The following is a 25,144-nucleotide window of genomic DNA, read 5'->3' on the forward strand; positions in this document are numbered from 1 at the left end:
TGACTAGTCTTTCCAATACACCCGCAGACCGGTGAATGCCATGGCAACTTCTACCCCGCTTCTCACATCGAACCGGACAAGCTTACCGGTTCGGTCATTTTGGAATTGACCCGGTCCCACCGGCCGCAGATGGTCAGTGCGCCCATCGGTCAGCATCACCAGTCCTCTTTCACTCACACCGATCCGGAAGCCGTCCGGATCTTCGTCGTTTCGGTAATGTCCGGTGAATGTCTTCAGTTCATCCGGTGATACCTGAACATCTGGAAGACTGACTGACGCTTCCTCAGGAGATCGCCCGAGCGCCGTATAGATGGCTCCCTTCATCAGCTTTTCCGCAGATACACCCGTCCGGTTCGTGAGGACAGCAACTGTGATTCCCCGATCGGGAAGGAAGCCGAATGATGAGGAGACACCCGGCTGGCCTCCTCCGTGGTGGACGAGGACGGCGCCTCCGAAGTCCGGCGTGACCATCAGTCCATGACCGTAGAATGTGTTTTCATCGACCATGGCGACATGTTCTTGCATCTCCGCTGTATCAACATTCCCGATTACGGACTCTCGGAATGCACGGTCCGTATACAATCTTCCGTACAGGAGCAGATCATTCACCGTCGACCGGATGCCGCCGCCGACTGCATAGTTGCCGAGTGACGGCCAGTCCACCGGCAGAAGTTTCTCCATGTATTGAACAGCGGTGTTCGAATGCACTCCCTGACCGGGCGGCGTGAAAGAGGTTCTCTTCATACCGGCAGGCCGGACAATGCGCTCCATGACGAATTCCCGGTAATCCATGCCTGACACCCGTTCGATGATTGCGCCAAGCAGCAGGAATGCGTCATTCGAATAGCTGATCCGCTCGCCGGGAACACCGATCGGTTCAATGTCCAGACTTTCCAGGTATCTGATATGGTCACCGAATCTTTCTATGTCTTCACGCCGTCTCACCGGCGGCATGCCGGTTGTATGGGAAAGGAGATGCCGGATATCTGCGCTTCTGATAACAGGAATTGATTCTGCTTCTGGGAGATACCTGACAACCGGGCTAGTAAGCGAAAGCTTTCCTTCCGCAGCCAGGATATGTACCGCAAGCGACGTGAACGACTTGGTCACAGACGCCGTTCCAAATACCGTATCCGGGGTCACGTTGACTGTGCCCCCAGCTTTAATTGTGCCAAGACCATTCACATAAATCGCTTCCCCGTTGTGTGCGACACCTATTGCCACTCCGGGAATATCTTCTTCAGCCCGGATCCTTTCTGCAAACTGTTCAAAAACCTTCCAATCCATGCCTACTCCCCCTTCTCTACTCTTATTCGACTGATGCAACCGGTGTCCTCCCCCAAATAGAAAGAAGCCTTCACCCGCACAGTGCAGATGAAGGCTCCTCCTCACTTCAATACAAATTCGGTCGAGCTGTGTCCCGCCTTGGATTTGCTTACTTTAAGGACCGCCGGCATGGCGGATTTAAGTTCCTCGACATGCGAGATCACGCCGACGACGCGGCCATTCCGCTGCAACCCGACCAGTGCTTCGATCGCTTTTTGCAGCGATTCCGGATCAAGTGAGCCGAACCCTTCATCGATAAACATCGTATCGACACGGATGTTCCCGCCAAATCCTTGGATGACATCCGCCATCCCTAAGGCCAGGGAAAGCGACGCATTGAACTTCTCGCCCCCGGAAAGTGTCCGGACGTCCCTTGCCTGTCCCGTGTACGCATCATACACATCAATGCCCAGGCCGCTCTGCCGCCCGCGGGCTTCCTGACGGTCGCTCCTAAGCAGTTCGAACTGGCCATTAGACAGTTCCTTCAGCCGTTCGTTTGCCGCAAGCAGAATCCGCTCCAGGTATTCGATCTGAAGGTAACGCTCAAATGACAGCTTATCGGCGTTTTGGCCACGGACGAGGTCATGGAGGCCGGCCACCTTGCCGAGTTTTTTCTCGAGCGCTTCCGCTTCGGTTGCGGCTTCCCTCATGGAGGCAATGCCTTTTTTGACCGTGTTCAATGTATTTCGGGAATGGATGAGCCTCTCCTGTGCATGGTCATATGCGCTTTTTGCTTCTTCCGCAAGCTGCCTGAGCTGTTCCAGGTCCGCCCTCTCACTACCCTCCAGAGAAGCGGCAAGTTCACTTTCCCTCACCTTCACGGCATGGAGGTCATTGTCAAACGCACGGATGGTTTCCTCCGCCTCATCCGCCAGATGATCAGCCATGAGAGCCGCGCGATAGGCCTCCGCGGAGCTGAAGGTGGAAGCGGCAAGCTTCTCCCGGAAGGCGGCTTCTGCCTCCCGGAGCTGGTTCTCCGCTTTTTCACTTTGACTGACAGCGAAAGTCAACGACTGTTCCGCCGCCTTCCGTTTGTCCGCCGCTTCTGCAGCGGCTGTTTCCAGCTTTTCCTTCAGGCGGTCATGCCTTCCGATCATTTCGAGGAGCTCTGTCAGAGCCTGATCAAGTGATCGGACATCACCGTAGCCTTCCGGAATCGATCGCTCCAGGCCACTGATGGTCGCTTCGAGGGAGGCGATCCGGCTTGTTGTGCCCGCCAGCTCCTCTGTATGCCGTGTCAGCCTGCCTGCAACTTCTTCCGCCTTTTCCCGGCGGGCTTCCTCATCCTTCCGCAATGACGAAAGGCGGTTTCGGCGTGACTTGGCAGTGGAGATTTCACCACGCAGCCGCTCTGCTTCTTCCTTTCTGCCTGCCAGGATGTCGGCGGAACCGGCTGCTTCCAGCCCTCGTCCTTCCAGGCGATCTGCAGATTGCTCCAATAGGCCGTTTTGAATCTTAAGAGCGCCTGCAGAGCTGATTGCATTTGACTGCGCTTTAAGAAATGCCGATTCGGCCTCTTCAAGTGCTGAGTCATCAGGGCCGTCTGCAGAATCAGCCGGTAAAGGATGTTCGGTGCTGCCGCATACCGGGCAGGGCGAACCGTCATGGAGGTGAGCAGCAAGTGATGCTGCCTGGCTGTCCCGAAGCTGCAGTTTTAGCCGTTGCAGCACGGCTTCCGCTTCATCCTTCCGGCGCTCGTCACGCTCTGCATCCTTCCCAGCTTTTCTGACAACCTCCAGGAGACGGAGATGTTCCTCCAGCAGTTCGCAGTCGCGCTCGGCTGCCGTGAGCTGTTCATGAAGTTCATCTGTTCCTGCAAGGGCTTCTTCAAGGGCCGTGATTTCTTTGCGGAGGGAGTCCTGTCTTTCCCGGAGCTTTACGGCGCCCGCGCGGAGGGAGTCCGTCTCTTCCGACAACCTTTTTTGGCCGGCCTGAGCAATGGCCAGTTCACGGAGAACCTGTTCACGCTCATCCAGGCGCGGCCGTGCCTCCTCAAGACGCTCCGCTTCCCGGCGCTTGGCATCGATCTGTGGTTCTTGTTCCCTGACTTGCAGCATCCGTGTTGAGGCTTCTTTTTCTGATTCCTTTGCCGTGGCAAGCGACAGCTCTGCATGCTCCACAGACTTTTTCGCCCGTGTTCGTTCCCGCACCGCATCAGACATTTTCTCTTCAGCAGGTCGGATCCTTGCTGCGAGGCGTGCAAGGTTAACGGCCCGGCGTTTTTTCTCCATTTCCGGAAGACGACTATTCAGAGCGGCCAATTGCCGCTTCTTCTCTTCCCACTCTTCCAGCCGGCTGTTCAGCTCTTGAGCAGTCGTCAGTCGCTGGTTGGCTTCCGTGAGACCGGCCTCCAGCTGTTCCGATTCTTTTGTCAGCCTGTCCGTCTCGGTCAGCCGGCGCTCCTGTTCACCGAACAGCCCATCAATCACTTTCCCCGCGTTCGGGTGTTCATCGGAAAGGCTCGCTGCCAGCTCTTCACTGAGGTCCGGGAGCGTATCCAAAAGATGCTTGGCCTGCCAGGCAATCCGGCCCGATGCTTTTTTCCATTCCGCCTCGACGGAAGATTTCCGTTCTTTCAGGACCGCTTCCATGTCTTTGTATTTCTTCGTGCGGAAAATCTTCCGGAAGATCTTTTCCTTGTTTTCTGTATCGGAAGTGAGCAGTTTCCGGAACTCACCCTGTGGCAGCATGACGATCTGGCTGAACTGGTCGTGGCTGAAACCGATCAGCTCGGCCACCTTCGCGTTTATCTCGGTCGTCATCTGACGGTCGGTGACGGGGGTTTCCGATTCCCCGTCGACCTTAAACAGTTCGATCCGGTCACCGGTTGCGCTTTTGTTTCCTGCCTTCACATGGGGCATGCGGCGCATGATCCGGTAGGTGTCTCCAGCCGATTCAAACCAGAGCTCGACTTCCGTATGTACTTGGTCGTCCGCAAAGTCGGAGCGGAGGCTCCGGTCCTCGCGCTCTTCTCCGCTCGCCTTGCCGTACAGGGCATAGCAGATGGCATCGAAAATTGAGGTTTTCCCGGAACCGGTCGGACCCGAGATGGCGAACAGCCCACGGTCCCCCAGTTCCCTGAAGTCGATCGTTTCGCATTCCTTATACGGTCCGAATGCCGTCATCTTCAGCATCAGCGGCTTCATCGTTTCACCGCCTCCTTCACTGTCTCGCGCTCATCCGCCAGCAGCTCATCCAGCACGCTTCGGAAGAGCTCTTCAGTCTCCTCATCAGGCGCACTGCCCGTGATTTCCTCGTGGAATGCCCGGAACATGGCGGCATCATCCATCTCTTCCGTGCGTCTGCCCGGCTTGTCCGTTCCGTCACGGCGGACAGGCATCAACCGGGATACATGGAGGGCGTTCGGGAAGACGGAACGAACACGTTCCATCGGATACAGGACGGGCGTCTCATCGAGCAGCCGGACAAACACATAGTCTTCCGAATGCGTCATCTCAAGAATTTCAGCCAGCGTCCCCTCCACCGTCCTCATATCACGCCGAGGGTTCAATGGACGGTGTTCAACGGATATCTGCCCCTCACCGTCCAGTTCCACGCAAAGGAAGCCCTTGTTGTGGGTTTCCTCGGAAATTGAATACTTCAGAGGGGATCCGGAGTAGCGGACCACCGGGTTTCCGACAGCATGGGCACGGTGAAGGTGGCCGAGTGCCGTGTAATGGAACTTGCCGAAGCGCCCCGCATCCACGTATTCCGCCCCTCCGACAGACAGCGGGCGTTCAGATGTGCTTGTGTTCTCCTCAGGTTCCGCGTTGGGTGTCACGAAGGCATGTCCGATCAGCACGTGGCGTGCTGCAGGATCAAGATTGCAGCAACGGCGTTCCAGCAGGCACCGCATCGCCTCATCATGGTTCGTAACCGAATCGTCTTCATACAGCACCCGGACGACCGATGGGTCGGCAAACGGCACACAGTGGAAATGAACTTCACCGTGCTCGTCTTCCAGGATGACCGGATCGGCATCCGGTTCCAGTATACCGGTCATATGAAACCCTTTATCCTTCATAAAGCCGCTGCCGAAATGAAGGCGGTTCGGGCTGTCATGGTTTCCCGCGACTGCAATGACCGGAATGCCAAGACCGAGTACGATTTCCGAAAGGACGTCATCCAGCAAGCGGACCGCATCGGTCGGCGGCACAGCCCGGTCGTACAGATCACCTGCGATGATAATCGCATCCGGCTGTTCAGTCCGTGCGGCTTCGGTCAGTTGCTCAAGGACATGACGCTGATCCTCCGTCATATGCACCCCCTGGACAATCTTGCCCAGATGCCAGTCGGCCGTATGGAAGAATTTCATCTTTTTCCCACCTTTTCATCCGAGTCTTTTCTATTAAATGATTATAGACCATCTCAGGCCTCTCGCACAGAAGCGGTTTTCCTGTTCAGACAGTTTCCCCGGACAGCAGGACTTCCGCCTCGAGACCGATCTCGACATTCCCTTTGATGGCCCGGCTGATCATGCATGACGTCTCCGCCTTTTCCGTCAGGCGCCTGGCAAGGGGGAGCTTCTTCTCGTCTGTCCCTGCAGTAAGTACCAGCCTCGGCTTGTGCACAATCCTCTTATAGGTAAAGACCCCATTTGTCACATCCACGGTCGCCTCGGAATCCATTGTCAGCGAATCCTTGTCGATGCCGGAGCGCTCCAGCATCGCCGCAAGCGTGATGATATAGCAAGTCGCCGCTGCCCCCAGAAGCATTTCATCAGGATTCGTCCCGACTCCCGGGCCATCCATTTCCGGAGGGATGGAAATCTTCGTCTTCAAATTCCCCGACTCGATGACGCCGACATCGTTCCGGAGACCCGGCCAATCCGCTTTCAGTTTGAAAATATGTTCTGCCATGGAATCACCTCTCTTATTCTTCATGGTAGAACAGATGTGCGCACCTTAGCAAGAGTTATTGGAACAAGCCAGCACCCAAACAAAAAAACACCCGCCATCCATGAATGGCGGGTGTCACTATTCAAATACCGAGCGCTTCAGTCTCGCCTTTCGTAAAGGCGCGGGATCTGGAGAGGAATCTCTTCCCCTCCACCCCTTCCAGGGAGAACATGCCTCCCCGTCCGTCGACGACGTCGATGATGACCTGGGTGTGCTTCCAGTAGTCATACTGGTTTTTGTTCATATAGAACTTGGCGCCGCCAATTTCGCCTAGGAGGACATCCTGGCTGCCGATCAGCAGGTCGCCTTCGGGGTAACACATCGGGGACGATCCGTCGCAGCAGCCGCCGGACTGGTGGAACATGACCGGTCCGTGTTTTTCCTGCAGTTTCCGGATCAGTTCGATTGCTTCATCCGTTGCGGTGACGCGTTCGACCATGCGGAATCCTCCTTCTTGATCAGAAGAAGCCCTGTTTGTTCTCGTCGTAGCTGACAAGAAGGTTCTTCGTCTGCTGGTAGTGCGAGAGCATCATCTGGTGCGTTTCGCGGCCGATGCCGGACATTTTGTATCCTCCAAATGCCGCGTGTGCCGGGTAGGCATGGTAGCAGTTCGTCCACACACGGCCGGCCTGGATGCCCCGGCCCATCTTGTAGGCGGTATTCATATCACGGGACCATACGCCCGCTCCGAGGCCGTAGAGCGTGTCATTAGCGATTTCAAGTGCCTCTTCGGCATCCTTGAATGTCGTGACAGCCACGACCGGCCCGAAAATCTCTTCCTGGAAGATGCGCATTTTGTTGTCGCCCTTGAAGACGGTCGGCTTGACGTAGTAGCCTTCGGCGAGGCCGTCCTCAAGTTGGTTGCGCTCGCCGCCTGTCAGGCATTCCGCACCTTCTTCTTTGCCGATCTTCAGGTAGGAGAGGATCTTTTCCAGCTGCTCATTGGATGCCTGGGCACCCATCATGACATCAGGATCCAGCGGATTGCCGGTCTTGATCGCTTCGACGCGCTTGATGGCACGCTCGATGAATTTGTCATAGATGGATTCCTGGATCAGCGCACGCGATGGACATGTGCACACTTCACCCTGGTTGAGTGCGAACATGACAAACCCTTCAACCGCTTTGTCGAGGAAGGCATCGTCTTCATCGAACACGTCTTCAAAGAAGATGTTCGGTGATTTGCCGCCCAGTTCCAGCGTGACCGGAATCAGGTTCTGCGATGCATACTGCATGATCAGGCGGCCGGTTGTCGTTTCGCCCGTGAATGCGATCTTGCTGATGCGCGGATTGGACGCGAGCGGCTTTCCGGCTTCAAGGCCGAATCCGTTAACGACGTTGATCACGCCCGCAGGGAGCAAGTCTTCGATCAGTTCGACCAGCACCATGATCGATGCCGGTGTCTGCTCGGCCGGCTTCAGGACGACGCAGTTGCCTGCGGCAAGCGCCGGAGCGAGCTTCCAGACCGCCATGAGAATCGGGAAGTTCCAAGGGATGATCTGTCCGACCACGCCGAGCGGCTCATGGAAATGATAGGCTACCGTATTGTCGTCAATCTGGCTGATGCCGCCTTCTTGAGAACGCAGTGCTCCCGCGAAGTAACGGAAATGGTCGATGGCAAGTGGGAGATCTGCATTAAGCGTCTCTCGGACCGCTTTGCCGTTGTCCCATGTTTCCGCAACCGCCAGCATTTCGAGATTTTCTTCAATGCGGTCCGCGATTTTCAGGAGGATCCTGGACCGTTCCTGGACGGAAGTCTTGCCCCAGGCATCCTTGGCGGCATGCGCAGCGTCAAGCGCCTTCTCGATATCCTCTTCCGTGGAACGCGCCACTTTTGTGAACACCTGGCCCGTCACCGGGGTGATGTTGTCGAAGTACTCACCTTTTGCAGGGGGCACCCACTGCCCTCCGATATAGTTATCGTACTTCTCCCGGAAGTTGACTTTCGCACCTTCCGTGTTGGGATTTGCATAAACCCGGGACTTGATCACTTCTACCATTTGTTCATTCCTCCCATTCTTGTATGCGCTTTCTTCTTGCTATTATCTATATTGTCAGAAAGCACAGAACTTTTCAACCTCTATTTCTTCTTTGGTGGAAAGCAGGGTTGCCGCGCACCAAGAAATAGAACCGCAGCCCTTATATACATATGAGCGGCGGTTCGGTTTATGACAGAATCTATTAAAGTCGTAATATTCAGTTCAATCAGATTTCTATCTCGAAGTATTCGGTCAGGGGGAGTTCCCTTCCCTCTTCGTGCCAGCTGTTGTACTTCTTGAACACCGCATGTGCACTGCCGTTCTCCCGTTCCACCAGCTCACTGACCGCAAGAAAACTGCGCCAGTAATCAAACATGATCGAAGGCAGTTTCCCTTCATAGGATGCCGCCCCAAAGTCATCAAGCGGATGCTTTCCGTAACGATCCTTCAGTGCATCGTATAGGACCCGCTCGACAGCTGTCACTTCTTTAAAGTAAGGGTCTCCAAGCAGATGGCGCCGCGGCAGGTAGAAGCACATGCCTTCCTCAAACCAGATGGCGTCCGTCCGTTCATCCTCAAAGTCGTCGGGGAACAGGTCGAGGTGATGGGTCAGTTCATGGGCGAGGATATCCAGCAGCTGGGCTTCTCCGACCGATTCATAAAACGATCTCACTTCCGGAAGGTCCACCCCGTCCATCTGTTCAAACATGATCTGCTTCCATTCCTCCTGATCCGGGCACATGAAAATTAGATCTTCCCGGGTATAGGCAGGAATCGGAACATTACCGAACACATCCCTTGCCAGGTCCCCGCTTGTCCACACTACGGCCTTTGGCACTTCTGTGAGGCCGAATGCATTGCGGAGAAACACTTCGTAGGAACCGAGCCGCATCATGAGCCGTTTGGCTGTTGTTTCGTAAGCAGTCCCTTCTCCAGGTGTTTCAAAAGCGAAAACTGATTTCACTCTTTCACCACCTCTTTATCCAGACGCAGTTTCATGCCTTCATGCGTCGGCCTGAATCCAAGGCCTTCATAAAACCGGATGGCATCCGGACGACTCTTGTCAGTGGTCAGCTGGACGAGCCTGCACCCTCTTTCTTCAGCAAGCCCGATGGCGTGCCGGATCAGTTCTCTTCCGATTCCCCTGCCCCTCAAGGTTGAAGCGGTCCTGACACCTTCGATCATCGCCCGCCAGCTTCCCCTGTGCGTGATGGAAGGAAGAAGGGTGAGTTGCAGGACTCCCGCCAACTGACCATCCGCTTCAGCCACAATCAGCTCATCATTCGGGTCCTCGCTAATGGCGAGGAACGCCTCTTCGTAAGACCGTTCCAGCGGCAAGGCCGGATTTTCCCTGTTCCGGCCCAGACTGTCGTCTGCCAGCATGCTGACGATCCCCTCGAGATCGGCACGCACGGCAGGACGGAATTTCAGATTTTCATCTTTCATTGAAAGCCCCCCTTTCCTTCAACGATACTGGAATGCGGACAAAGAAAAAAGCACGGAAAATGAATTTCCGTGCCGTTGACGTCAGGAGACGTCCTTTTTGATTTGCTTACTGCGGAGCTGCCCGCATGCGGCATCGATGTCAGTGCCCTGCTCAAGGCGCACACCGCATTGGATGCCCCTGGACTTAAGTGTCTTTTCAAAGGCAGCGATCGCCTCAGGGGTGCTGCGGCTGTAGCGGTCATGCTCTTCAACCGGATTGTAAGGGATCAGGTTGACGTAGCTGAGGTGCTTTTTGTTCTGCAGGAGCCTGGCAAGCTGCTGAGCTTCCTCGACGTGGTCGTTTACGTCACTAAGAAGGATGTATTCGAACGTGATGCGGCGGTTTTTCTTGGACAGGAAGTAGTCGATCGCATCCATGACCTGTTCAAGAGGAAACGCCTTGTTGATCTTCATGATTTTCGTGCGGAGTTCATTGTTCGGTGCATGGATCGAAAGCGCAAGGTTGACCTGTAGGTCCTCATCGGCAAACTTGCGGATGCCCTTCACGAGGCCGCTCGTCGAGACAGTAATGTGACGCGCTCCGATTCCAAGCCCGTTACCATCGTTGACGACACGGAGGAAGTTCATCAGGTTATCGTAGTTGTCGAACGGCTCCCCGATGCCCATGACGACGATATTGGAAACCCGCTCGCCTCCGCCGAGTGCGTCAAGATGTTCCTGAACGTTCATGATCTGCTCGACAATTTCACCTGCGTTCAGGTCACGGCTCTTGCGGAGCAGCCCGCTTGCGCAGAAACTGCAGCCAATGTTGCAGCCGACCTGGGTAGTCACACAAACCGATTGTCCGTAGCTGAAATGCATCAGAACGGTTTCAATCAGGTTGCCATCCGCCAGGCGGAACAGGAACTTGACCGTACCGTCATTGGATTCCTGCTTGACGGCGATGTCCATTGTCCTGATGGTAAACGCTTCGTCGAGAAGTGCCCGCAGATCCTTATTGACGTTTTTCATTTCATCAAACGATTTGACCCTCTTTTTGTACAGCCAGTCCCACACCTGCGCGGCGCGGAACTTCTGCTGGCCCTGGTCTGCCATCCACTGCTGAAGCTGTTCGAAGGTCAATCCGTAGACCGATTGTTTCATTATATATTCTGCCTCATTCCGTTGAAAATTCTTTTCTTATCCTAAACGATACCGGAAGATCCGACAAGTATTCAGACTTGACTCTTCCTTCCGGTCTTATTGACATACATGGCATGGTCGGCTGCATCTACCAACGCCTCCAGATCTTTGCCGTCTGTCGGCGAGACCGCAATGCCGAACGACACGCCGATCGACCTGCCACCGGCATATCCGAGGGAGCTCATCCGTGCCGAAATTTCCTCGGCTCCACGGATCTTGAAGTCCTCATCTGCTTTACGGAAAATGGCGAGGAATTCGTCCCCGCCCCATCTCGCGATAATTCCCCGGTTTCCGACGAACTCTGAAAGAGTTTCCGCGAAATCCCGTAGCACCGCATCACCGGTTTCATGTCCCCACGTATCATTGATCTCCTTAAAGTCATCAAGATCGAACAGGACCACCCCGTATCCGGGATGTCCGGGTAACTGAAGCTTTCTGACATATTCGATCAGCGAGCGACGGTTGTAGGCGCCGGTGAGCGGATCCCGTCTCGACAAATAGTCCGCGCGGTCGAACTGATAGCCGCCGACATAAGCAATTGCAAGAAAGAACACTGTCAGCAGGAAAAAAGAAGTACCGAACGGAACATCCAGATAGACATGATAATAGAAATAACGCACGATATTAAAGAGCACGACGATCCCGGCTGCAGCCAGCCGCCCCTTCCAGCGCATGTGCGTCCCCCCGATTCATAGTGCACAATGTTAATTATCATACCATAAAAAAAGGAAACCCTGCTGAAGGCGAAAAAGACTGAAAGCGGCTGTTTCCTGCATAGCCGAAACTTTTATATGTCTGTTTCCGTATAGAGAATATCGCTTGAAAGGAGCCTGGCCATGACATCAACGAAACCATCAAAACAGGACGGACTAAAGCCGTTCATCCGCCTTTTGCGTACGACCGGTATTCCCAAAGCCGCATTCGGCTTTGGGATTGCAGGGTTCCTTATCACAACGCTTGTCGGTCTCGTCATCCCGCTTCTCACTAAAGAATTGGTGGACGGGTTCTCCTTAGAATCTTTAAGTCCACTGCTTGTTGCGGCCATTGTTGCGGCTTTCCTTATACAAACTGTTATTGATGGCTTTTCGACTTATCTGCTAAGTTACACCGGCCAGAAACTGGTGGCGGAACTGCGCGGGAACATGTGGCGAAAGTTGCTCCGCCTTCCGGTCTCGCACTTTGAAACGGAGGCAAGCGGCGGTACAGTCAGCCGTGTCGTCAATGATACAGGCATCGTGAAGGAACTCATCTCGAACCATGTGCCGCAATTCATCAGCGGCTTGATTTCCATCATCGGCGCGATCATTCTTCTACTGATCCTCGATTGGCAGATGACTCTCGTCATGCTGGTCTCAATCCCCGTCACAATGGCACTCATGATTCCTCTCGGGCGCAGGATGGCCAAAATCTCCAGAGGGATGCAAGATGAGACTGCCGCTTTTAGCGGCAGCATCCAGCAGACCATCAGTGAGATCCGCCTGATGAAGGCGTCAAACGCCGAGGTAGAAGAAGAACAGAAAGGCGTGGATGGCATCCGGCGTCTGTTCGACTTCGGACTGCGGGAAGCGCGTATCAATGCTGTCATCGGGCCGCTGATGGGACTGATCATGTGGGCAGTTATTGCCTTCATCATCGTGTATGGGGGTGTCAGGGTGGCGGATGGATCGATGTCCACCGGAACACTTGTCGCCTTTCTGTTGTATCTTTTCCAGATTGTCTTTCCCGTCACGACATTTGCCATGTTCTTTACCCAGCTTCAGAAAGCGAAAGGCGCGACAGAACGGATTATCGAAATTCTCAGCCTCGATCCGGAACCGGGACAACAGGGAGATACTATGGACGTATCCGGTCTTCCCATCACAGTGGAAAGCGTCAGTTTCTCCTATCAACCTGGAGAACCGGTACTGAATAGCATCTCCTTCTGTGCAAATCCGGGTGAAATGATTGCTTTCGCCGGTCCGAGCGGAGGCGGTAAATCCACAATGTTTGCTTTGCTTGAACGATTTTATGAGCCTGATCACGGCACGATCCATGTCGGAGATACACCGATTTCCGCCCTGTCGCTTGAAAATTGGCGGAGCCAAATCGGTTATGTTCCACAGGAAAGCGCAATGATGGCCGGTACCATCCGTGATAATCTTCTATACGGGATTGAGCAGGATGATATTCCTGAAGAGAAGATGTGGCAAGCGGCCGACATGGCATTTGCATCGGAATTCATCAGGGGCTTCCCTGAAGGGATGGATACCGAAATCGGCGAACGCGGCATTCGGCTTTCCGGCGGTCAGCGACAGCGAATCGCCATCGCCCGGGCGTTTCTCAGAGATCCTAAGATCCTCATGATGGACGAGGCTACGGCAAGCCTTGACAGCCACTCTGAAGGTATTGTCCAGGAAGCCCTGCAGCGGCTCATGTCCGGGCGTACGACATTCGCGATTGCTCACCGGCTGTCCACAATTGTCGATGCTGATCGCATCGTTTTTATCGAAGGCGGCCGTGTGACCGGGATCGGTACCCATCAGGAATTATTTGATTCGCATACAGTGTACAGAGAATATGCTGAGCAGCAGTTGATCTGAAACCAATCTCTTGACTATGTTTCCTGTATCTGTTAATATTAAAACTTGTGATGATTCATTTTGAACGGAATCGGTTTGAACTGGCGTCCATTCGCATGATGCGGAGGACACTCATTCACGCTGGCGCGGCTATAGGGCCGCAAGGACGCAATAGCAGGTAGGGATTGCGTTGCTTGGGTTAGCATGTGAGTGGATTCATACCGCGGCAAAGAACCCCCAGAGCAAAACGGGGGAGAAAAACGGAAACGATTAGCTTCAACTGAACATTGCCTATTAAAAAAAGGGATGCTCCGCTACTGCGGACGCATCCCTTTTCCAATTCCCATATACGATTAGATGAACATGCCGGCGATCGATGCGCTGAGCAGTGAGGCAAGCATACCTGCCGCAACTGCACGCATCCCCATGCGGGCGATATCCGGACGGCGTTCAGGCGCCATTCCGCCGAGGCCGCCGAGAAGGATTGCAAGCGAGCTCAGGTTGGCAAAGCCACAGAGCGCAAAGCTGACAACCATGGCCGTCTTGTCTGAAAGCTCATCAATTTGGGGAGCAAACGAAGCGTATGCAACAAATTCATTCAGCACAAGCTTTTGACCAATGAAGCTTCCCGCATGAACCGCTTCCTGCCAAGGAACACCGATAGCGAATGCCAATGGCGCGAACACATAGCCCAGAATGCTCTGGATTGTAAGATCTTCGGCACCGAACCATGATCCGATTCCGCCAAGAAGACCGTTCAGAAGCGCGATAAGTGCGATGAATGCAAGAAGCATTGCGCCGACGTTGAGCGCGAGGCTCATTCCGTCCCCTGCCCCTTTTGCCGCGGCATCGATGACGTTAGTTGCGCCGGTGTCTTTTTCCATAACGAATTCATCATCTTTCGGCTTTTCTCTTTCCGGAATGATGATTTTCGCCATGATCAGGCCGGCGGGAGCAGCCATGAAGCTTGCCGCAATCAGATATTCAAGAGGAACACCCAAAAGCGCATAGCCCGCAAGCGTGGAACCGGCTACGGAAGCCAGCCCGCCCGTCATGACTGCGAAAAGTTCCGAGTTGGTCATGTTCTTCAGGAAAGGCCGGACAACTAATGGCGCTTCCGTCTGACCAACAAAGATGTTCGCCGCGGCGGACGTGGACTCCGTCTTGCTCGTTCCGAGCAGCTTCGAAAGGCCTCCGCCCAGCAATTTGATGATCCACTGCATGATCCCCAGGTAATACAGAACCGAAATCAGAGAAGAGAAGAAGATGATGATGGTCAGTACCTGGAATGCAAATATGACACCCAATTCTCCATTGCCGTCGGCGAGCGGTCCGAACAGGAACGATATTCCTTCCCCTGCATATCCGATTACATTGTTGACTGCATCGGTCACATTCAGAAGTGCTTTCCTGCCGATTTCCGACTTAAGGACGATAAATGCAAACAACAGCTGAAGTGCCAGCCCGCCGATGATTGTCCGCGGGTTGATCGACTTTTTCCCTGTCGACAGCAGAAAAGCGATACCGAGCACGACAGCCATACCCATCAGGCCCCACAAAATATTCATGGCTAATCCCCTATCATTTCAGATCCGTCAATCGCGGGATGGAAGGCGGATCGTTTTTTGTTGTCTGACCTCAGACATTTTCGTTATTAAAGGTATCAAATAGGCCATACGATTGTAAATGCATAATGTCCTACTAATTCATTTCCGCAATTGCGTGAACCATCGGAAAGTGTGACAACTTCAACATTCCCTTCCTAAGAGCGCCATAAACAGGAAAAGCCGGCAGTCCGGTTTCCTTTTGGGAAGCCTATCTGCCGGCTTTATTCGTAAATCCGTTCCTTCGAAAAACCATGGCCCAAAATTTCAGAAGCGTTCACGAAAATGACAAAAGACGATGGTTCTTTTTCATTCAGCATCTTTTTCAAATACACCGCTTCAGCCTGCTCCGCTACACAGAGGATCATTGTCCGTTCCCTGTTTGAGTGACCGCCTGTCACCCGCAATTTAGTAAGCCCACGATCGATTTCGTCCCGGATGATCGTCCTGACCTCTTCCTCCCTTTCAGTGATGATCAGAATCAGTTTCTGTGGAGAGGTCCGGAGCTGTACAAAATCGATAACCTTACTTGTCACATAGATGGACATGAGGGCAAATAAGGCAAGTTCAAAATCAAATATAAGCGCAGATGTCAGTACGACGGCCCCGTCAACGATCAGTTGGGCAAAGCCACTGGAAATCCCCGTGAACTTCCGCAGAATCTGCGCGATCAGCGCTGTTCCCCCTGTCGAACCATTTCCTCTATACACGATTCCCAGGCCAATCCCGAGAATGATGCCGCCATAAATGGATGACAGAAGAGGGTCTTGTACTCCGAGTTCAAGACCGCCTGTCAGCCAGATCGTAAATGGAACAAACATGGTCCCTACTAGTGACTTCATGCTGAAATCTTTCCCGGCAAGAATGATTGCCAAGATAAACAGCGGAATGTTCACCAACCACTGGATATAAGCAGGATTGAAGCCATAGAGCTCATAAGTGATGGTGCTGATTCCGGACACTCCTCCGGCCGCCAGCCTGGCCGGAAGCAGGAACAGATTATAGCTCAGCCCCACCAGTACCGAACCGAAAATGATCAGCAGGTAGTCATTGGATATTGCTTTCTTCAAGTCAGATCCCCCCTGTTGCACTTCCTCCATTTTATCAGCATCAATATGTTTGGAAGTTCTGAATTCCTTTAGTTATCTGATGGGATAGCAGAATGTGTGGTCCTCAAATACAACAAACCGCACTACCAAGTGGCAGTGCGGTCTGTTGCTGTATCAGGATGCTTCCTGTGGGCTCTCCTTCACAGGAGCCGTATCTTTTTGTACCACCGGCAAAGTTGCTTTAGAGGGTAACATATTGAAGACAATGTTCAGCAAGATGGCTGTAAAGCTTCCGGCGACGATCCCATTGCTTGTCAGCAGCTGCACGCCCTGCGGCAATGAGCTGAACAGGTCCGGTACGACGGACACCCCAAGGCCGAGACCGACCGAACAAGCCACGATCAGCGCGTTTTCTTGTGATTCTCCCATGCATCTGCTAAGCATCTTAATGCCTTGGGTTGCGACCATTCCAAACATGGCAAGCATCGCGCCTCCGAGGACAGAGGTAGGGATAACGGTCGTGAGCGCAGCGATTTTTGGGAGGAAGCCGAGCGCGATCAGCATGATTCCTGTAATCACAATCACACGGCGCGTCTTGACGCCTGTCATCTGTACCAGGCCGACATTCTGCGAAAACGCCGTATAAGGGAAGGCGTTGAAGAAACCACCGAGCATGACTGCCAGCCCTTCCGCCCGGTATCCGCGAGACAGGTCTTTCCTTGTGATCTTTTTTCCGGTGATATCGCTCAGCGCATAATAGACGCCGGTCGATTCGACGAGAGATACGATGTTGACAAGGCACATCGTGATGACCGCAGGCCAGACAACGGATGGTGTGCCGAAGTAGAAAGGTTCAATCATGTGGAACACGGAGGCTTCACGGACATTCGTGAAACTGACCATTCCCATTGCAGCCGCCATGAGTGTTCCGGCAACCAGGCCGAGCAGGATTGAAATGGCGCGCACAAAGCCTGTCGAGAATTTATAGATCAGGATGATGATCATCAGTGTCGCGAATGCAAGGGTGATGTTAGTGGCGGAACCGAAATCCGCAGCCCCCTGGCCACCGCCCATATTATTGATCGCAACAGGAATCAGTGTCAGTCCGATGATGGTGACGACTGTGCCTGTGACAATAGGCGGGAAGAACTTACTCAGCATACTGAAGAAAGGACTGATCAGTACGATGAATAAACCGGACAGGATAATCGATCCGTAAAGTGCGGAAATTCCGTATTCGCCGCTGATGGCGATCATCGGCCCTACTGCAGTAAAGGTGCAACCGAGCACGATCGGCAACCCGATTCCGAAAAAGCGGTTGGAAGCAAGCTGCATAAGCGTGGCCACGCCGCTCAGGCAGATGTCTACCGCGACGAGGTATGTCAGCTGTTCGGCGTTCAGGCCGATCGCGCCGCCAACGATGAGCGGAACGAGTACCGCCCCTGCGTACATAGCAAGAAGATGCTGGATGCCTAATGTAGTCTCGCGGATTCCTTGTTTCAACGGACTTCACTCTTCTCTCGGAAAGATACTTTTCCGTCTGCGAGCGACTCGATGATGGCGAGCGATTCAACACGCACACCCTGATCACGGAGCAGTTTGCCGCCGTTCTGGAAACCTTTTTCAATGACAATCCCGATACCGGCCACCGTGGCACCAGCCTGTTTGGCGATATCGAGAAGTCCTATCGCAGCCTGTCCGTTTGCAAGAAAGTCATCAATGATGAGTAGTGTGTCATCAGCAGTCACATAATCTCCGGAGACGGAAATGGTGTTCACGGTCTGTTTGGTGAACGACTTGACTTCCGAGCTGATCAGCCCTTCCGTAAGCGTCAGGGATGCGCGCTTGCGGGCGAAGACGACAGGAATTCCCATCGTGAGACCGGCCATGGCCGCAGGTGCGATTCCCGATGATTCGATTGTCAGGATTTTTGTAACTCCGTCATTCTTAAACCGTCGGGAGAATTCATCTCCAATTGCCTGCATGAGCTTGGGGTCGATCTGGTGGTTCAGGAAAGAGTCCACTTTCAGCACTTCCCCGGAAAGCACACGGCCTTCCGAAGCGATTTTTTCGCGAAGTTGTTTCAAAACGATTCCTCCGTTTGTTTACCACGGCGCTCAATCCGGCATGGAACAAAAAAACCGGCGGCCGCCCCCATTTGAGGGGCACGGCCGCCGGCAGATCTGACTCCGGTGGAAAAGGAAACAAGACGGGGGCATTCCCCCATCCCTGTTTTCCGCTGCCTCTCATAGTCGGCCCGTTTACGGCGGGCCGGTAGAAACTTGCAGGCCATATTCCTGCGATTATATGAGCGTCTGATATTGATTGGGCTAAGTATATCATGGCATCGGAAGTTTTCAAGCAAGTCATAAATAGACGAAATTTCGCGACTACGGTAAACGTTTTCCTTTATTGTTTTCTGCCAAAAGGAAGACTCTCATCCATATTATGCCGGTGCAGAAAGACGTTCATCCGGAAGATATAGAGAGACTAAACCAAGAATAGGCAGGAGGCTGATGACGATCATCGTCGTATAGACTCCGGCATAATCCATGAATGCACCGATTGCGACCGAGCCGATTGCCCCCATGCCGAATGCGAAACCGACGGTCAGCCCGGCCATCGTTCCAATCTTGCCCGGGACAAGTTCCTGGGCATAGACGACTGCCACTGAGAAGCTCGACATTAGGACGAATCCGATTATGCCCAATACCGGCCCGACCAGCCAAATTGGCAGGTGGGGCAGTACCGCAGCGAGCGGGATCGGAATGAGCGCAGAGGCGGCAATGACTCTTTTCCGGCCGTATCTGTCAGCGAAGGGCCCTCCGAAAAATGTCCCCGCTGCACCAAGAGCCAGGAACATGAAGATGAAATACTGCGCCTGCCGCACAGTCAGTCCATATTCTCCGGTCAGATGGAAGACATAATACCCCTGCATATTCACCACATAAAACGATCGCACGAAAATAACCAACATGAGCAGCATGAGACCGGCTTTGACTCTGCCCGGTGTCAGCCCAGAAATACCTGCAATCTGGCGTTTCTTGCCCTTTAATGCGTTTTCTTCACTGAGTCTGGCATTCATCCAGCGGGCAACCCTGCCCAGGATCACCACTCCTGCCCCAGCGAGGATCAGGAACCAGGCAGCCCCTGCCTGTCCCAATGGGATCAGGATCAGTGCGGTGATGACCGGAGCCAGGGCCTGTCCGCTGTTTCCGCCGACCTGGAAAATTGACTGCGACATTCCCCGCTTCGACCCTCCCGCCATGAATGCCACGCGGGATCCCTCAGGATGGAAGATTGCCGATCCAAGACCGAGGAACATCGCCGCGACGAGCAGCATCCAGTATTGCGGAGAAAACGCCAGAAGCAGAACGCCGATAAACGCTAACCCCATTGCTGCCGGCAGCATCCATGGCCTGGGCTTTTTGTCGCTGATAATCCCGACGACAGGCTGCATGACCGACGAAAGCATCTGCAAAACAAAAGTGATGAGTCCCAACTGGAAGTAGCTATAACCGTTTTCTGCCTGAAGAATCGGATACATCGCAGGCACAACAGCCGAGATGGCATCATTTAGCAGATGGCAGCCGCCGATAGCGAACATGACCGGATAAACGGGATCCGGCGCCCGTTTTATGGTAGCGGCTTTGGCCGTCATGGAATTCCCCCTTATTCCCCGGTAATCGCCTTATCAGGACTGTACAATGACGGATCGATCGAAAGCGGCTCACCAGTCACCATCTTGGCGAGTTGGACGCCCAGATAGGGACCTACGGTAAGCCCCGAAGAACCAAGGCCATTCGCAAAGTACAGCCCATCGATTCCGCCGAGCAGGCCGGCTACAGGCAGATTATCCGCAGTGAACGGCCGGTAACCCACATTCACTTCCTCAAACACCGCTTCTTTTAGTGCAGGTGCTGTGACAAACGCCTTATCAAGCATTTCATGGATCGCCCCGGCAGTCGGCGTTGTCTCAAACTCATGCTCGTCCTCGTGGGTTGTTCCGACAATGACCTTCCCCCCATCGGTAGGCACGATATAGTGCCTGCGTGGCGGCATGATGACCGGCCACTCCCCGGTCGGTTCGCCTTCCAGGCGGAGGTGCAGGATTTGGGCTTTCTGTGCGTGGACATCCAAGTTAACCCCTAGCGGTGCTACCGCCTCCCGTGCCCATGCGCCCGCTGTAACGAGCACAGCATCCGCAGTCACCAATTTATCGCCGACCAGGGCACCATTTACCTTACCTTCTGCGGCCGAAACTGTTGCCGAACCGCTAAGCAGCTCCGCTCCGTGCTTTTGTGCCGCAGACAGCATGGCATCTCGAAGCTGACCGCCGTTTACCCGTGCTGCACCGCTGATCCAGACCGAAGCAAATCCCTCGCCCAGCATCGGGACGAATTTTCGGGTCTCTTCTTCGCTGAGTCTGCGGATCTCCCCGATTTCCGGGGCTTCTTCCCGACGCAGTAACGCGCGTTCTTCCGCGAGGTCGAGCACTGCAGAATCCGGATGGACACTGATTGCCCCGACACGGCGATAGCCGGTATCTTCCTCACCATCCTGCTCCAAAGAGGCGATAAGTTCCGGATAATAGGCAGCTCCGCCTTTGGCTAGCGCATACCATGCCTTGTTTCTCCGCTGTGACAGCCATGGACAGATGATGCCTGCCGCGGCTCCGGTCGCCTGGCCGGGCTCATGGCGGTCAATGACCGTCACCCGCAGGCCGGACTTTGCAAGATGGTAGGCGGCGGATGCTCCCAGGATTCCTCCGCCGATAATAATGACATGTTTCATTAGACTGACACCTGATTTCTGTTTGGATTCCTCTCCTATTGTATCCGAATGGCAGACACAGGCAAGCCGTCCAACCCCCGGCTCCGCTTTCCATGAAACATTTCGGGTATATAGGACGTATACAGGAACAGACAAACCGTACGGGGAGGATGCTTATGGAATCAAGACAATGGCTTGAACAGGAACTGGAACAGATTCATAAATGGGAGCGTGCCCAGGGAAAGGTGAGGATTTGGGACCGGATCGGACGGATCCCCTTCGCCCTGCTGGACAAAGTGACTCCGGACTTTATCCAGGACAAGCTAGGGAAGGCCCTGGATGAGCTCGGGAAGTTTGTCCAGACAGGCGGCGGCTACCTAAGCTCTGAAAAAGCGGTCGCCAACTACTTTAATAACAAGCAGGTCCGTACAATCGCTGATGCGGCGATGATGCCGGTCTCTGCGATGGATGAAGCCGCGGACCGCGTCGCCGGCACAAGAACGAACATCGCGACCGTACAGGGGGCTTCCACCGGATTCGGCGGCATCTTCACCCTCTCTCTGGATATTCCGGTCCTTCTCGGATTGCAGCTCAAGACTCTCCAGGACATTGCCATGTGCTACGGATTCAACCCCGCTGATCCCAAGGAGCGGCTCTTTATCGTCAAAGTCATGCAGTTCGTCACTTCAGACAATCACGGCAGGGACGCCATCCTTAAGCAGATGGGCAGCCTGGACGCAGGAAGCGAGAAAGCCAGAAGGGAGATGGTTTCGGAACTCAAGGGATGGCGGGAGGTCGTCATGTCTTTCCGGGACCGCTGGGGGATGAAGAAGATGTTTCAGCTGATACCTGTGGCAGGGCTCGTATTCGGTGCCATTACCAACCGGAGCACGGTTTCCGAACTTGCCGAAACCGGTGCCATCCTTTATCGGAAAAGAAGAATCCAGGAACGGCTGGCATCACTGGAACTTCAAGAGGAAGCATCCGTCAACCAGTAGCCTTTCCATGACACTTAAAAATGAAAACACGGGGCTGTTCAATAAGTCATTAATACGATAAAAACAGCAAACGGCACGGACTCTGGTCGCTTACCGCGGGCCGGCGCCGAGCCCCGCGTAAAGCGGGTCTCGACAGCCCGGCTTTTCCCGCAGGTGTCTCCCGGCGTCCGTGCCGTTTGCTATATCATGTGCTGATCCCACTTTTCGGACAGCCCCGTTTATGCTATCCGACGACATCCATATCGGGAATATCGGGTCCACGGCCGCTCAACGGGATAAGATGTTTGTGAAGGAGGAGCGAGAATGCAGAGGGAATTCAACAAGGTGATGGATTATATTGACAAGCATTTGACCGAGGACATTTCGGGAGAGATCATCTCCACGTTCACAGGTCTGTCCGACTATCATTTCAGGCGTATGTTTTCTTATCTGGCCGGCATGCCACTGCATGAATATATACGAAATCGGAGGCTGGCCGCGGCAAACACAGATCTGATCAATGGGGCCAGCGTGACAGAGGTTGCTTTTCTGTACGGCTATCAATCCCCCGATGGATTCTCAAGGGCATTCAGGGAATGGAGCGGCATGCTTCCATCACAGGCTGCCAAAACCGGAAGCCAGAAATCCTTCCCTAAATTCAGCTTCTTCCTTGATATTAAAGGAGGAGTTTCCATGGAGTTCAAAATCGAAAACAAGCCCGCCTTCAATGTGGTGGGTGTCAGCAAAAGGGTCCCCATGCAATTTGAAGGCGTCAACCACTCTATAGTGGAGCTGGCAAAAACCATCACGGATCAGCAGCGGAAGGAAATGCATGAATTGGCTGACCTCTACCCTCACCATGTACTTAATGTATCCTCTGACGCTGACGAGAGGTTCCTTAAAGATGAAGGCTATCTGACCCACATGATTGGCTTCGCGACTACAAAAGAGAATCCTTATGATGATCTGGAACAGATTACAATTGAGGAAAGTTTGTGGGCCGTGTTTCCAAACGAAGGTCCGTTTCCGACTACCCTTCAGCAAACCTACGCCAACATCTATTCGGAATGGCTGCCGTCTGCTGACTATGTACTGGCTGACATCCCGGTAATTTCGTTCACCAAGCATGGAGATCAACCCGGCTTGGCATACAGTGAAGTCTGGATGGCTGTCAAAAAGAAGTAGAAAGAAGCCTTGGAAAAGGAAGCTTTCTGATTCACGGCTGAAATCTCGTCATTCGTCCGGAATAACTACCTGAATGGCGAAATTAAAGGGACGAATGACGAAACTAAAGGCCTGAATGACGAAACCTACAATAGACGCGCAGCCGGATGCAACAAGAAAACGAGCCGTCACTCAAAAAATGAGTGACGGCTCTTGCTGTCCGACTTAGTCAAATACCCGCGGGACAGGCTGGCATTTTCATATGCTTCAGGAGGCGAGCCCATTAAGGAATGACTCGATTTCCTCTTTTGTCTTGCGATCCTTGCTGACGAAGCGGCCGGTTTCTTCCCCTTCGCTAAAAGCCACGAAACTAGGGATGCCGTAGACATCCAGTTCTCCGCACAACTCAATGTACTCGTCGCGGTCCACCGAAACAAACGTATACTCGGGATAATCCGCCTCGATCATCGGCAGGAACGGATCCACAAAACGACAATCCGGGCACCAGCCGGCGGTGAACATGAACACCACGCGTTCTTCCTTCTTCAGTTCATTAAACTGCTCAACTGATTTCAACTCTTCCATCATGATTCCCCCTCTTGCATCACTCGGCGATTGTAACGTCGGCCACCTGGAAGAAGCCGTTGCTGTCGATGATGACCTTATAGGCCCGATTCATCTGAGTTTCGGTGACCGTACCGTCAGCTGCGGTCGTCTTTTCTGTTTCGGTTGAATGCACGATTGCATGGTCATCCATGATCTCTACAGATGTGACGTCCTGACCGGCCAGTTCATACTTGACTCCGCTGCCGGCCAGGCCATTCGCTTCTTGTGTCAGTTTATCATAGGCAGGGCTTCCCGGCTGGACAAGATCGGCAACCCAGAAGAAATCTCCGGCATCTTTCATGAGCGTCTGGAAATGACCGAAACTGAGAATGAAGTTCTCAAGGGCGATTTCGTTGAAGGTGTCGCCTTCCCAGCCGCCTTCGAACTGGTCATCTTCTGGAGATGCCGCGCCGCCTTCAAACTCATCGTACGTACCGAAAACGCCTGCAACCTGTTCCGGGGACATCGGACTTGCCGCCCACTGATCAAGCAGGCCAGTCATGCTGTAAAGCGGAATGGCAAAGCCCACGAGGCTGTTGTCCTGCATGACAAGGGAGTTGATGCCGACGACTTTTCCTGTCTTGGCATCAATCAGCGGCCCCCCGCTGTTCCCGCGCTCGATCTTTGCATTGAACTGATAAATATTTTCATAGATGAAGCCCAGTTCAAGGTTTTGGTCATGGGCGGTCAGCGTACCCGTCGTGACTGTATTGGACAGACCATGCGGACTGCCGATGGCAATGACTTCCGCACCGATTGGCGTCACGCCTGTTTCCACCGGGAACGGTTCGATGCCGGCGAAGTCATCGACCTTGATCAGTGCAACGTCGGAGCGGTCTGAAATGCCGATAACACGCCCCTGGGATTCCTTGCCGTCACTATTACGGACGGTGACATCCGTATTACCGCTGACGACGTGGGCATTCGTCGCAATCAGTCCGCCGTTCTTATAAAGAAAACCGGAACCGATATTTTCATCAGTCAAGATCGTGAAAACCTTTGGAAGTGATTCCTTAATGATCTGCTGGGCATCACGTCCCTGTCCGGCGATTTTCTCCGGGAGGATGATGGCTTCCTGGGCAACTGCATTGTCTTCCTGAATCGCCCGTTCCACCGTACCTTCACTGACCACAGGCTCTTCCTCGGCCGGTGCCTCGGTTTCAGTAACTTCTCCCTCGGCTTCTTCCTTTTCTTCCTGAATCACTTCTGCCTCTTCAGTCTCCGGCATGATCTCTTCCTCCGGAGCAATCGGCTCGTTGGCAGCTTCCTCATCCCCGAGGAACTGCAGAGCCGCAAAAGTTCCGCCTGTCAGGATGAACAGCGTGGCGACGGTGCCTGCAATCAGACCTTTTTTCTTCTTTTTACGCTTACCCCTGGTCAGTCTTTTGCCGCACTCAGGGCAGGTTCCATCATATTGTTCCAATTCATGTCCGCAGTTCGGGCATTTCATCATTCGTTCACTCCGTCCGCTGATCGATATGTAACCATCTGTATATAGATTTACTGTTTATGTGTACGAGAATTAAGCCTCATTCTAACATGTCCCATGGGAGGATTACACGGAAAAAATGCAATTCCTAAT

The 25,144-nt window shown here is 53.7% G+C and carries 21 protein-coding genes and 1 riboswitch; of the genes, 3 read left to right on the top strand and 18 right to left on the bottom strand.

All coding sequences use genetic code 11. From position 1 onward, the window contains the following. Nucleotides 1-3 precede the first annotated feature (3 nt). From AC6CHQ_RS08660 to AC6CHQ_RS08705, 10 genes are all read right to left on the bottom strand, one after another. The gene (locus tag AC6CHQ_RS08660) at nucleotides 4-1,287 is read right to left on the bottom strand and encodes a serine hydrolase domain-containing protein (RefSeq protein ID WP_498081349.1); all 1,284 of its coding nucleotides are present in this window, start codon (nucleotides 1,285-1,287) and stop codon (nucleotides 4-6) included. A 101-nt stretch (nucleotides 1,288-1,388) separates the two neighbouring features. Next, the gene (locus AC6CHQ_RS08665) at nucleotides 1,389-4,472 is read right to left on the bottom strand and encodes an AAA family ATPase (RefSeq protein ID WP_498081350.1); all 3,084 of its coding nucleotides are present in this window, start codon (nucleotides 4,470-4,472) and stop codon (nucleotides 1,389-1,391) included. Beyond that, a complete protein-coding gene (locus tag AC6CHQ_RS08670) occupies nucleotides 4,469-5,641 on the bottom strand; it encodes an exonuclease SbcCD subunit D (protein WP_251240706.1) in 1,173 nt (390 codons plus the stop codon). Before AC6CHQ_RS08670 ends, AC6CHQ_RS08665 begins: the two co-directional genes overlap by 4 nt. Nucleotides 5,642-5,726: 85 nt before the next feature. Beyond that, nucleotides 5,727-6,185: an OsmC family protein gene (locus AC6CHQ_RS08675; protein ID WP_251240705.1), complete on the bottom strand. Its 459-nt coding sequence runs from the start codon at nucleotides 6,183-6,185 to the stop codon at nucleotides 5,727-5,729. 121 nt (nucleotides 6,186-6,306) lie between these two features. Then, complete coding sequence (locus AC6CHQ_RS08680; RefSeq protein ID WP_251240379.1) at nucleotides 6,307-6,663, bottom strand: DUF779 domain-containing protein; 357 nt, start codon at nucleotides 6,661-6,663, stop codon at nucleotides 6,307-6,309. Nucleotides 6,664-6,682: 19 nt separating this feature from the next. Next, nucleotides 6,683-8,224, bottom strand: a complete 1,542-nt coding sequence (adh, locus tag AC6CHQ_RS08685) for an aldehyde dehydrogenase (RefSeq protein ID WP_498081351.1) — start codon at nucleotides 8,222-8,224, stop codon at nucleotides 6,683-6,685. A 205-nt stretch (nucleotides 8,225-8,429) separates the two neighbouring features. Continuing rightward, nucleotides 8,430-9,167: a hypothetical protein gene (locus AC6CHQ_RS08690; RefSeq protein WP_251240380.1), complete on the bottom strand. Its 738-nt coding sequence runs from the start codon at nucleotides 9,165-9,167 to the stop codon at nucleotides 8,430-8,432. After that, complete coding sequence (locus AC6CHQ_RS08695) at nucleotides 9,164-9,649, bottom strand: GNAT family N-acetyltransferase (protein WP_092050946.1); 486 nt, start codon at nucleotides 9,647-9,649, stop codon at nucleotides 9,164-9,166. The genes AC6CHQ_RS08690 and AC6CHQ_RS08695 overlap by 4 nt, the downstream gene beginning before the upstream one ends. Before the next feature lie 81 nt (nucleotides 9,650-9,730). After that, nucleotides 9,731-10,792, bottom strand: a complete 1,062-nt coding sequence (gene rlmN / locus AC6CHQ_RS08700) for a dual-specificity RNA methyltransferase RlmN (protein WP_251240381.1) — start codon at nucleotides 10,790-10,792, stop codon at nucleotides 9,731-9,733. A 71-nt stretch (nucleotides 10,793-10,863) separates the two neighbouring features. Further along, nucleotides 10,864-11,505, bottom strand: coding sequence for a GGDEF domain-containing protein (locus AC6CHQ_RS08705; protein WP_251240382.1), 642 nt, complete (start codon nucleotides 11,503-11,505; stop codon nucleotides 10,864-10,866). Between the two features lie 162 nt (nucleotides 11,506-11,667). Here AC6CHQ_RS08705 and AC6CHQ_RS08710 point away from each other — a divergent pair, with 162 nt between their 5' ends. Further along, nucleotides 11,668-13,410, top strand: coding sequence for an ABC transporter ATP-binding protein (locus tag AC6CHQ_RS08710; protein ID WP_498081352.1), 1,743 nt, complete (start codon nucleotides 11,668-11,670; stop codon nucleotides 13,408-13,410). A 332-nt stretch (nucleotides 13,411-13,742) separates the two neighbouring features. Here AC6CHQ_RS08710 and AC6CHQ_RS08715 read toward each other — a convergent pair whose 3' ends face one another. The 6 genes from AC6CHQ_RS08715 to AC6CHQ_RS08740 form a co-directional block, all read right to left on the bottom strand. Then, nucleotides 13,743-14,957 carry a NupC/NupG family nucleoside CNT transporter gene (locus AC6CHQ_RS08715; RefSeq protein ID WP_498081353.1) on the bottom strand — a complete coding sequence of 405 codons (1,215 nt, stop codon included), beginning with the start codon at nucleotides 14,955-14,957 and terminating at the stop codon, nucleotides 13,743-13,745. A 260-nt stretch (nucleotides 14,958-15,217) separates the two neighbouring features. Beyond that, entirely contained in the window at nucleotides 15,218-16,093 is an 876-nt protein-coding gene (locus tag AC6CHQ_RS08720) for a YitT family protein (RefSeq protein ID WP_251240385.1), read from the bottom strand. A 123-nt stretch (nucleotides 16,094-16,216) separates the two neighbouring features. Next, nucleotides 16,217-17,545: a nucleobase:cation symporter-2 family protein gene (locus AC6CHQ_RS08725; protein ID WP_498081354.1), complete on the bottom strand. Its 1,329-nt coding sequence runs from the start codon at nucleotides 17,543-17,545 to the stop codon at nucleotides 16,217-16,219. After that, on the bottom strand, nucleotides 17,542-18,129 hold the full coding sequence (locus tag AC6CHQ_RS08730) for a xanthine phosphoribosyltransferase (RefSeq protein WP_251240386.1): 588 nt from the start codon (nucleotides 18,127-18,129) through the stop codon (nucleotides 17,542-17,544). The genes AC6CHQ_RS08725 and AC6CHQ_RS08730 overlap by 4 nt, the downstream gene beginning before the upstream one ends. A 142-nt stretch (nucleotides 18,130-18,271) precedes the next feature. Beyond that, nucleotides 18,272-18,373: riboswitch (purine riboswitch) on the bottom strand. A 115-nt stretch (nucleotides 18,374-18,488) separates the two neighbouring features. Next, the gene (locus AC6CHQ_RS08735) at nucleotides 18,489-19,703 is read right to left on the bottom strand and encodes an MFS transporter (RefSeq protein WP_251240387.1); all 1,215 of its coding nucleotides are present in this window, start codon (nucleotides 19,701-19,703) and stop codon (nucleotides 18,489-18,491) included. Nucleotides 19,704-19,714: 11 nt separating this feature from the next. Continuing rightward, a complete protein-coding gene (locus tag AC6CHQ_RS08740; RefSeq protein ID WP_092050928.1) occupies nucleotides 19,715-20,836 on the bottom strand; it encodes an NAD(P)/FAD-dependent oxidoreductase in 1,122 nt (373 codons plus the stop codon). Nucleotides 20,837-20,985: 149 nt separating this feature from the next. On the opposite strand from AC6CHQ_RS08740, the gene AC6CHQ_RS08745 reads away from it, so the two are divergent. Beyond that, the gene (locus tag AC6CHQ_RS08745) at nucleotides 20,986-21,813 is read left to right on the top strand and encodes an EcsC family protein (RefSeq protein WP_251240388.1); all 828 of its coding nucleotides are present in this window, start codon (nucleotides 20,986-20,988) and stop codon (nucleotides 21,811-21,813) included. Between the two features lie 303 nt (nucleotides 21,814-22,116). Continuing rightward, the gene (locus tag AC6CHQ_RS08750; RefSeq protein ID WP_251240389.1) at nucleotides 22,117-22,977 is read left to right on the top strand and encodes an AraC family transcriptional regulator; all 861 of its coding nucleotides are present in this window, start codon (nucleotides 22,117-22,119) and stop codon (nucleotides 22,975-22,977) included. Between the two features lie 246 nt (nucleotides 22,978-23,223). Here the strand turns inward: AC6CHQ_RS08750 and AC6CHQ_RS08755 are convergent, their stop codons facing one another. Further along, nucleotides 23,224-23,541: a thioredoxin family protein gene (locus tag AC6CHQ_RS08755; RefSeq protein ID WP_251240390.1), complete on the bottom strand. Its 318-nt coding sequence runs from the start codon at nucleotides 23,539-23,541 to the stop codon at nucleotides 23,224-23,226. A gap of 19 nt (nucleotides 23,542-23,560) precedes the next feature. Beyond that, nucleotides 23,561-25,015, bottom strand: a complete 1,455-nt coding sequence (locus AC6CHQ_RS08760; RefSeq protein WP_498081355.1) for a trypsin-like peptidase domain-containing protein — start codon at nucleotides 25,013-25,015, stop codon at nucleotides 23,561-23,563. Nucleotides 25,016-25,144: the final 129 nt, after the last annotated feature.

It is taken from the genome of Bhargavaea sp. GQ12, from assembly GCF_059758705.1.

Bases quoted from the DNA above. Each gene is read 5' to 3' on its own strand.
- AC6CHQ_RS08660 (WP_498081349.1), bottom strand. From the start codon at position 1,287: ATGGATTGGAAGGTTTTTGAACAGTTTGCAGAAAGGATCCGGGCTGAA.
- AC6CHQ_RS08665 (WP_498081350.1), bottom strand. From the start codon at position 4,472: ATGAAGCCGCTGATGCTGAAGATGACGGCATTCGGACCGTATAAGGAA.
- AC6CHQ_RS08670 (WP_251240706.1), bottom strand. From the start codon at position 5,641: ATGAAATTCTTCCATACGGCCGACTGGCATCTGGGCAAGATTGTCCAG.
- AC6CHQ_RS08675 (WP_251240705.1), bottom strand. From the start codon at position 6,185: ATGGCAGAACATATTTTCAAACTGAAAGCGGATTGGCCGGGTCTCCGG.
- AC6CHQ_RS08680 (WP_251240379.1), bottom strand. From the start codon at position 6,663: ATGGTCGAACGCGTCACCGCAACGGATGAAGCAATCGAACTGATCCGG.
- adh (WP_498081351.1), bottom strand. From the start codon at position 8,224: ATGGTAGAAGTGATCAAGTCCCGGGTTTATGCAAATCCCAACACGGAA.
- AC6CHQ_RS08695 (WP_092050946.1), bottom strand. From the start codon at position 9,649: ATGAAAGATGAAAATCTGAAATTCCGTCCTGCCGTGCGTGCCGATCTC.
- rlmN (WP_251240381.1), bottom strand. From the start codon at position 10,792: ATGAAACAATCGGTCTACGGATTGACCTTCGAACAGCTTCAGCAGTGG.
- AC6CHQ_RS08705 (WP_251240382.1), bottom strand. From the start codon at position 11,505: ATGCGCTGGAAGGGGCGGCTGGCTGCAGCCGGGATCGTCGTGCTCTTT.
- AC6CHQ_RS08710 (WP_498081352.1), top strand. From the start codon at position 11,668: ATGACATCAACGAAACCATCAAAACAGGACGGACTAAAGCCGTTCATC.
- AC6CHQ_RS08715 (WP_498081353.1), bottom strand. From the start codon at position 14,957: ATGAATATTTTGTGGGGCCTGATGGGTATGGCTGTCGTGCTCGGTATC.
- AC6CHQ_RS08720 (WP_251240385.1), bottom strand. From the start codon at position 16,093: ATGGAGGAAGTGCAACAGGGGGGATCTGACTTGAAGAAAGCAATATCC.
- AC6CHQ_RS08735 (WP_251240387.1), bottom strand. From the start codon at position 19,703: ATGACGGCCAAAGCCGCTACCATAAAACGGGCGCCGGATCCCGTTTAT.
- AC6CHQ_RS08740 (WP_092050928.1), bottom strand. From the start codon at position 20,836: ATGAAACATGTCATTATTATCGGCGGAGGAATCCTGGGAGCATCCGCC.
- AC6CHQ_RS08745 (WP_251240388.1), top strand. From the start codon at position 20,986: ATGCTTATGGAATCAAGACAATGGCTTGAACAGGAACTGGAACAGATT.
- AC6CHQ_RS08750 (WP_251240389.1), top strand. From the start codon at position 22,117: ATGCAGAGGGAATTCAACAAGGTGATGGATTATATTGACAAGCATTTG.
- AC6CHQ_RS08755 (WP_251240390.1), bottom strand. From the start codon at position 23,541: ATGGAAGAGTTGAAATCAGTTGAGCAGTTTAATGAACTGAAGAAGGAA.
- AC6CHQ_RS08760 (WP_498081355.1), bottom strand. From the start codon at position 25,015: ATGATGAAATGCCCGAACTGCGGACATGAATTGGAACAATATGATGGA.